This window comes from Mesorhizobium sp. M7A.F.Ca.US.005.03.2.1 (assembly GCF_003997795.1).
GTDB lineage: Bacteria > Pseudomonadota > Alphaproteobacteria > Rhizobiales > Rhizobiaceae > Mesorhizobium > Mesorhizobium ciceri.
Genome location: NZ_RZRP01000400.1, coordinates 1 through 5,691 on the forward strand (window position 1 = coordinate 1; position 5,691 = coordinate 5,691).

A 5,691-nucleotide genomic window follows, 5' to 3' on the forward strand; every position below is an offset into this window, starting at 1 on the left:
GTCTCGGCTGGATGACGAAGACGCAGTGGGAGGAGACTCTGAAGACGCTGACGGACCAGGGCGTGCTCAAGGCGGCTCTGTCGGCGGACGACGTCTTCACCGACGCGTTCCTGGCGAAAGAATAAGAGGCTCGCGATGTTCGAACGGACGCGGGAATGAGCGCCTACCGGCAGGCCAGGCTGTCCTGCGCCATGGCGCAGGACACATCACGCTCGCCTTTCGCCGCATCGGTGCGGTCGAGCGTGATCTGCACGCGGGTGGCATATGCTCGGCTCGCCAGACCGCACCACAGCCGCTCGACGGGCAGGTTCTCGCGCTTGTCGTTGAGGATCGTGAACGTGCCGGTCTTCGCATCGAACCAGAGCTCGACGCGGGTCTTCTTGCCCGGCTCGATCGTTGCGATCCCGGCCGAATACCAGTGGGCGAAGTCGGCGTTGCAGGAGAGGCCTTCGCTGCCCGCATTCGAAATCGTCAACGGAACCATGTCGAGCCCGTCAGTGCCGGTGCGGACGGCGACATGGTGCAACTCAACCGCGTTGGCGAAGGACGATAACGCCAGCATCACCGGAAGGGCATAACGGATCTTCACTTTGCCTGAGCTCCACAATGTAATTTTTCCTAGGCAGTCTATCTCGCTTTCGCGCAATAACAATAAGAATATTGATTGGTGAAACAACAGAGAGGGTAACATGTTAAAGCTTCTTAAGAGCAGTGTAAGTGCAGTTATATTGACCAGTGTCTTGTTGAGCGGCGCGCTTGCCGGCGAGGTCAAGTCGATCGCCATCCTCACGCCCGAAGAAGGCACGGACTACGGCTGGAACCAGCAAGGCATCGATGCCGCCAAGGCGGCTGGCAAGGCCGCCGGCGTCGAAGTGGTCGTGGCCCAGGGCCTCGGCTATGGCGATGTTCGTCCGACCTTGCGGGAACTTGCCTCCGACGGCGCCAGCCTGCTGATCGCGCATGCCAGCGGCTACAACACCTCGGCGCCTGAAATCGCCAAGGAATTGAAAGTTCCGGTGGCAATCGTCGACACGCCAGCCGGCCTGGAGAAGGGCCTTGTCGCCGACTATACGCTGAGCGGCCACGAGGGCGCCTATCTCGCCGGCCGTCTCGCCGCCAAGGTGTCGCGTTCCAAGTCGGTCGGCATCGTGGTGTCGGGCGAACCGCCATCGTGGAATTCGCAGTCGGCGGCGTTCGCGCAAGGCGTGAAGGCGGAGAACCCGGACGTCAAGATCACCTACGCGGTGATCGGCCCGGCCGCCTACAGCGATGCGGCCGGCGGCAAGCGCGTCACCGAAAGCGTGATCGCGTCGGGCGCCGACATCATCTTCGGCCAAGGCAACGGTTCGAGCTTCGGCATGCTGCAAGCGGTCGAGACAACCAAGGCAGCCGATGGCGGCAAGGTCTATTTCATCGACGTCATCGGCGACAAGTCACCGATCGACAAGGGCTTCCTGCTGTCGTCGGTGGTGTGGAACATCGAGCCGGTCTATGCGGCGATGATTGCCGACCTGAAGGCCGACACGTTCGGCACCAAACACTATACGATCGGCCTCAAGGACGACTCGGTCAAGTTGCTGAAGACCGCTGCGATCCCGGACAATGTCTGGACGGAAATCCAGGCGCTGCGCGAGGACGTCATTTCCGGCAAGATCAAGGTCGAGCCGGTCTATGACGCGGCCGCCGTAAGGGCACTGATGACCAGCGTCGCCCAGTAAGGCGATCATGGTCGGCTGCCGGAGGGGTGATCCGTTCACCCCTCCGGACGATTCCTGTTTTTTGGTGCTGGGCTTCATGAGCGGTTTTTCTTCATCGTCCGTTGCCGGGCGCGACATCGTCGCGCTTGAAGGCGTGACCAAACGGTTCCCCGGCATCGTTGCCAATGACAGCGTCGACCTGTCGATCCGCCCGGGCGAAGTGCATGTGCTGCTGGGCGAGAACGGCGCTGGAAAATCGACATTGATCGGCATGTTGTCCGGCCTGCAGCAGCCTGACGAAGGACGCATACTGGTCGACGGCAAACCGACGCCGATCACCTCGCCACGCCATGCGCTGGCACTCGGCATAGGCACCGTATTCCAGCACATGATGCTGGTGCCGACGCTAACGGTGGCGGAGAACCTCCTGCTTGGCGGGCCGTGGTGGCAGCGCCCCAGGACCGAGGAACTGGCGGCGCGCGTCGCCGAGATCACCGGCACGCTCGGCATCACCGTCAAGCTTCAAGCCAAGGTATCAGAGTTGTCGCTCGGCGAGCAGCAGCAGGTCGAGATCCTGCGCGCGATGCTGCGCAACAGCCGGCTGCTCATCCTTGACGAGTCCACCTCCATGCTGACGCCGAAAGGTATCGACGAACTGGGCGCGCTGATGCGCCGCCTTGTCGAGCAGGGCCTTGCGATCGTCTTCATCACCCACAAGCTCAAGGAGGCGGCTGCCTTCGGCGACCGCATCTCGGTGCTGAAGCTTGGCCGCAAGGTCGGCGAGATTCCACCCGAGCGGTTTCGCACGCTGGGCGAACAGGAGATCGTCTCGGAGATCGTGGAATTGATGTTCGGCAAGCAGAAGGATGACCCGGAAGCCGTCGAGCGTCCTGTCCGCACTGCCCGCGCCGGCGCTGACCCGCTGCTTCAGGTGACGGACCTGGCGGTAGCGGCGACGGACAATGCGCCGGGCCTGTCGTCGATCTCCTTCGACATCCGCCCGGGCGAGATCCTCGGCATAGCCGGCATCGACGGCAACGGCCAGAAGCAGCTGGCGGAAGCGCTGGCCGGCCAGCGTACAGCCACAAGCGGCTCGGTGCGGCTGGACGGCGCCGCCATCGAGACGCTGAGCGTCGGCGAGCGCCGCCGGCGCGGCCTTCGCTACCTGACCGACGACCGACTGGGCGAGGGCACTGTCGGCACCTTCCCGGTCTCGATCAATTTCTTCCTCAAGCAGGTCGGCGCGGCCCCGTTCTGGCGCAACGGCGTCGAGCAGCGCGCGGAGATCGACAAGCGCGCCGCGCAGCTCGTGCGCGAATACGACGTGCGCACGCCGAGCCTGAAGACGCCCGTCGCGCGGCTGTCCGGCGGCAACATCCAGAAGGTGCTTCTGGCAAGGGAACTGGCTGAAGGCGCCAAGGTGGTGATCTTCAACAAGCCGACCTATGGGCTCGATCTCGCCAACACATTGGCGTCGCGCCAGCGCATTCGCGATACGGCGGCGCGTGGCCTTGCCGTGCTGCTGATCTCCACCGACCTCGAGGAATTGCTTGGCATGTGCGACCGCATCGCCGTCATCGCCGACGGCGCTTTGGTCGGCACCGTCGAGAACGTAGACGACGCCCGCACAAAGGTCGGTCGCCTGATGATCGGACTTGCCGCATGAGCATCGACACCGCACCCACGGTCAGCGCCACCGCACTCGATGCCACGAGCGGGGCAGCGACGCGCCGCGACATCCTGCATCGGCTGCTGATGACGCTCGGCCCGATCCTTATCGCGCTGGTCATAGCCGGCTGTATCCTGCTTGCCGTCGGCGTCGACCCGCTGGCCTATTATGGCTTCGTGCTGGAGAAGGGACTGTTCTCGCCGCTCGGCATCCAGCAGACACTGACGCGCATGGCGCCGCTGCTGTTTCTCGCCGCCGGCCTGATCGTCGCCTTTCGCGCCGGCATGTGGAATCTGGGCGGCGACGGCCAGTTCCTGCTTGGCGCGGTGACGGCGGCTGCCAGCGCTCCCGTGTTCGTGCAGATCATGCCAGCCTGGCTGGCGCTGGTCTGCTCGCTCCTCATCGCCATGGTGGTGGCGATGATCTGGTCGCTGGTGCCGGCGCTGCTGCGTGCCTATCAGGGCGTCAACGAGATCATCACCACCCTGATGATGACGTTCCTCGGCACCTCGCTCGCCAATGTGCTGGTCAAGCTGGCGTTTCGCGACCCAAGCACGACCGTGCCGCAGACGCGCACGCTGCCGGTGGAGGACCGGCTGCCGCGCCTGTTCGAAACGACCATCACCAGTGGCCTGCTGCTTGGGCTGGCGGCGATCGTCATCGTGCATCTGGTGATGACGCGCACGGCGTTCGGGCTGAAGCTGAGGATCGTCGGCGCCAATCCACGAGCGGCGGTTCACTCGGGGCTCGGCGTTCCCGGCCTGACCGTCGCCGTCTTCGCCATTTCGGCCGGGCTGGCCGGGCTTGCCGGCGCCGTCGACATCATCGGCGTCCAGGGCAATGTCCGCGCCGACTGGAATCCCGCCTACGGGCTTGCCGTAATACCCGCCGTGTTTCTCGCCCGAATGAACGGCTTTGCAGCCATCGGCTTCGTGTTCCTGCTTTCGGTGCTTTCGATCGGCGGCGAGAGCGCGGCGCGCCGGCTCGGCGTGCCCAATCATTTCACGCTGGTGCTGGTTTCCATCGTGCTGATTGTGCTCGCGCTCGCCGAATATTTCGATCACCGATACAACCAGTCGCGGAGGGCCTAGGGCATGACCGGGCTCTTCAGCGAGGTCTTTCTCAGCGCGCTGCTGTTCGGCGCCGTCACCGCAGCGATCCCGCTGCTGCTTGCCGGGCTCGGCGAGCAGATCTCCGAGAAGGCTGGCGTGCTCAATATCGGCATCGAAGGCATGATGCTGGCCGGCGCCTATCTCGGCTTTGTCGGCGCTTTCTATTCCGGGTCGCTGTGGCTGGGCTTTCTCACCGGCGCCGCCGGGGGTGCTGCGGTGGCGCTTGTCATGGCGCTGCTTTGCGTGCGCATCGGGCTCAACCAGATCGTCATCGGCATCGCGCTGACCTTGGGGCTGGAAGGCCTGACGGCGCTGCTCCACCATTTCCAGTTCTCGCGCAGCTATCCGCGCCTGCCGGCGGCGGATGCGACTGTCATTCCGCTGCTTTCGGACCTTCCGGTCATCGGGCCTGCATTCTTCAAGCATCATCTGATCGTCTATCTGGCGGTCGCGCTGGTTTTCGGCATGGGCTACATCTACCGGCGCACGCAGCTGGGCCTCAATTTGCAGGCGGCAGGCGACAAGCCGGCCGCGCTCGATGTCGCCGGCATCGATGTCGTGCGGACCCGCACCATCGCCGTGCTGACGACCGGAGCGCTGGCCGGGCTCGGCGGCGCGTATCTCGCCAATGTCGGGGCCGGCCTGTTCATTCCGTTCATCACCAATGGCGCGGGCTTTCTCGGCATCGTGCTGGCCATGCTGGCGCGCGGTCGCCCGATCTGGGTGCTGTTCGGCGCGTTGCTGTTCGGTGTCTGCCTGTCGCTGACGACGGCCATGCAAGTGGCCGGCATCAACATACCGACCGACATCATCCAGATGCTGCCGTTCCTGGCGGTGATGATCATGCTGGTGCTGTTCGGCCGGCGCGCCAGCCTGCCGGCGGCGCTCGGCATTCCATATGAGCGCGGCGCGCGCTGAGGACAATTCATGCGCGGACGGGACCCGCGCCAATAAAGGAGGCAAGAATGTCGGATACCAAGGTCTACCTGCTCGACGGCGGCTCGCTCGTTCTCGACGGCTATCATGTGTTCTGGAACCGCGGCCCTGGCGGCGAAGTGCGCTTCCCCGTCTATTCGATCCTGATCGAACATGCCGAGGGCCGGTTCCTCATCGACACCGGCTACGACTACGATCACGTGATGAAGGTGCTGCCGTTCGAAAAGCCGATCCAGGAAAAGCACCAGACCATCCCAGGCGCCCTGGCGCTGCTCGG

At 64.3% G+C, this 5,691-nt stretch carries 5 protein-coding genes and 1 pseudogene; 5 read left to right on the forward strand and 1 reads right to left on the reverse strand.

Going from position 1 to position 5,691, the window contains the following annotated elements:
* Positions 1-163: 163 nt before the first annotated feature.
* The gene (locus tag EN991_RS21150; protein WP_063172982.1) at positions 164-589 is read right to left on the reverse strand and encodes a hypothetical protein; all 426 of its coding nucleotides are present in this window, start codon (positions 587-589) and stop codon (positions 164-166) included.
* Positions 590-728: 139 nt separating this feature from the next.
* Here EN991_RS21150 and EN991_RS21155 point away from each other — a divergent pair, with 139 nt between their 5' ends.
* From EN991_RS21155 to EN991_RS21175, 5 genes and pseudogenes are all read left to right on the forward strand, one after another.
* Positions 729-1,718, forward strand: coding sequence for a BMP family protein (locus EN991_RS21155; RefSeq protein WP_244506860.1), 990 nt, complete (start codon positions 729-731; stop codon positions 1,716-1,718).
* 76 nt (positions 1,719-1,794) lie between these two features.
* Positions 1,795-3,363, forward strand: coding sequence for an ABC transporter ATP-binding protein (locus tag EN991_RS21160; protein ID WP_027163702.1), 1,569 nt, complete (start codon positions 1,795-1,797; stop codon positions 3,361-3,363).
* Positions 3,360-4,457 (forward strand): ABC transporter permease, encoded by a 1,098-nt coding sequence (locus EN991_RS21165; protein ID WP_127369477.1) that lies wholly within the window; start codon positions 3,360-3,362, stop codon positions 4,455-4,457. Before EN991_RS21160 ends, EN991_RS21165 begins: the two co-directional genes overlap by 4 nt.
* Positions 4,458-4,460: 3 nt before the next feature.
* Positions 4,461-5,396: an ABC transporter permease gene (locus EN991_RS21170; RefSeq protein ID WP_024505120.1), complete on the forward strand. Its 936-nt coding sequence runs from the start codon at positions 4,461-4,463 to the stop codon at positions 5,394-5,396.
* Between the two features lie 47 nt (positions 5,397-5,443).
* Positions 5,444-5,691: pseudogene (locus tag EN991_RS21175) on the forward strand (4-pyridoxolactonase); the annotation flags it as partial.

What these genes read in the sequence shown, in the direction of transcription:
- EN991_RS21160 (WP_027163702.1), top strand. Translation starts at nt 1,795, where the DNA reads ATGAGCGGTTTTTCTTCATCGTCCGTTGCCGGGCGCGACATCGTCGCG.
- EN991_RS21170 (WP_024505120.1), top strand. Translation starts at nt 4,461, where the DNA reads ATGACCGGGCTCTTCAGCGAGGTCTTTCTCAGCGCGCTGCTGTTCGGC.
- EN991_RS21165 (WP_127369477.1), top strand. Translation starts at nt 3,360, where the DNA reads ATGAGCATCGACACCGCACCCACGGTCAGCGCCACCGCACTCGATGCC.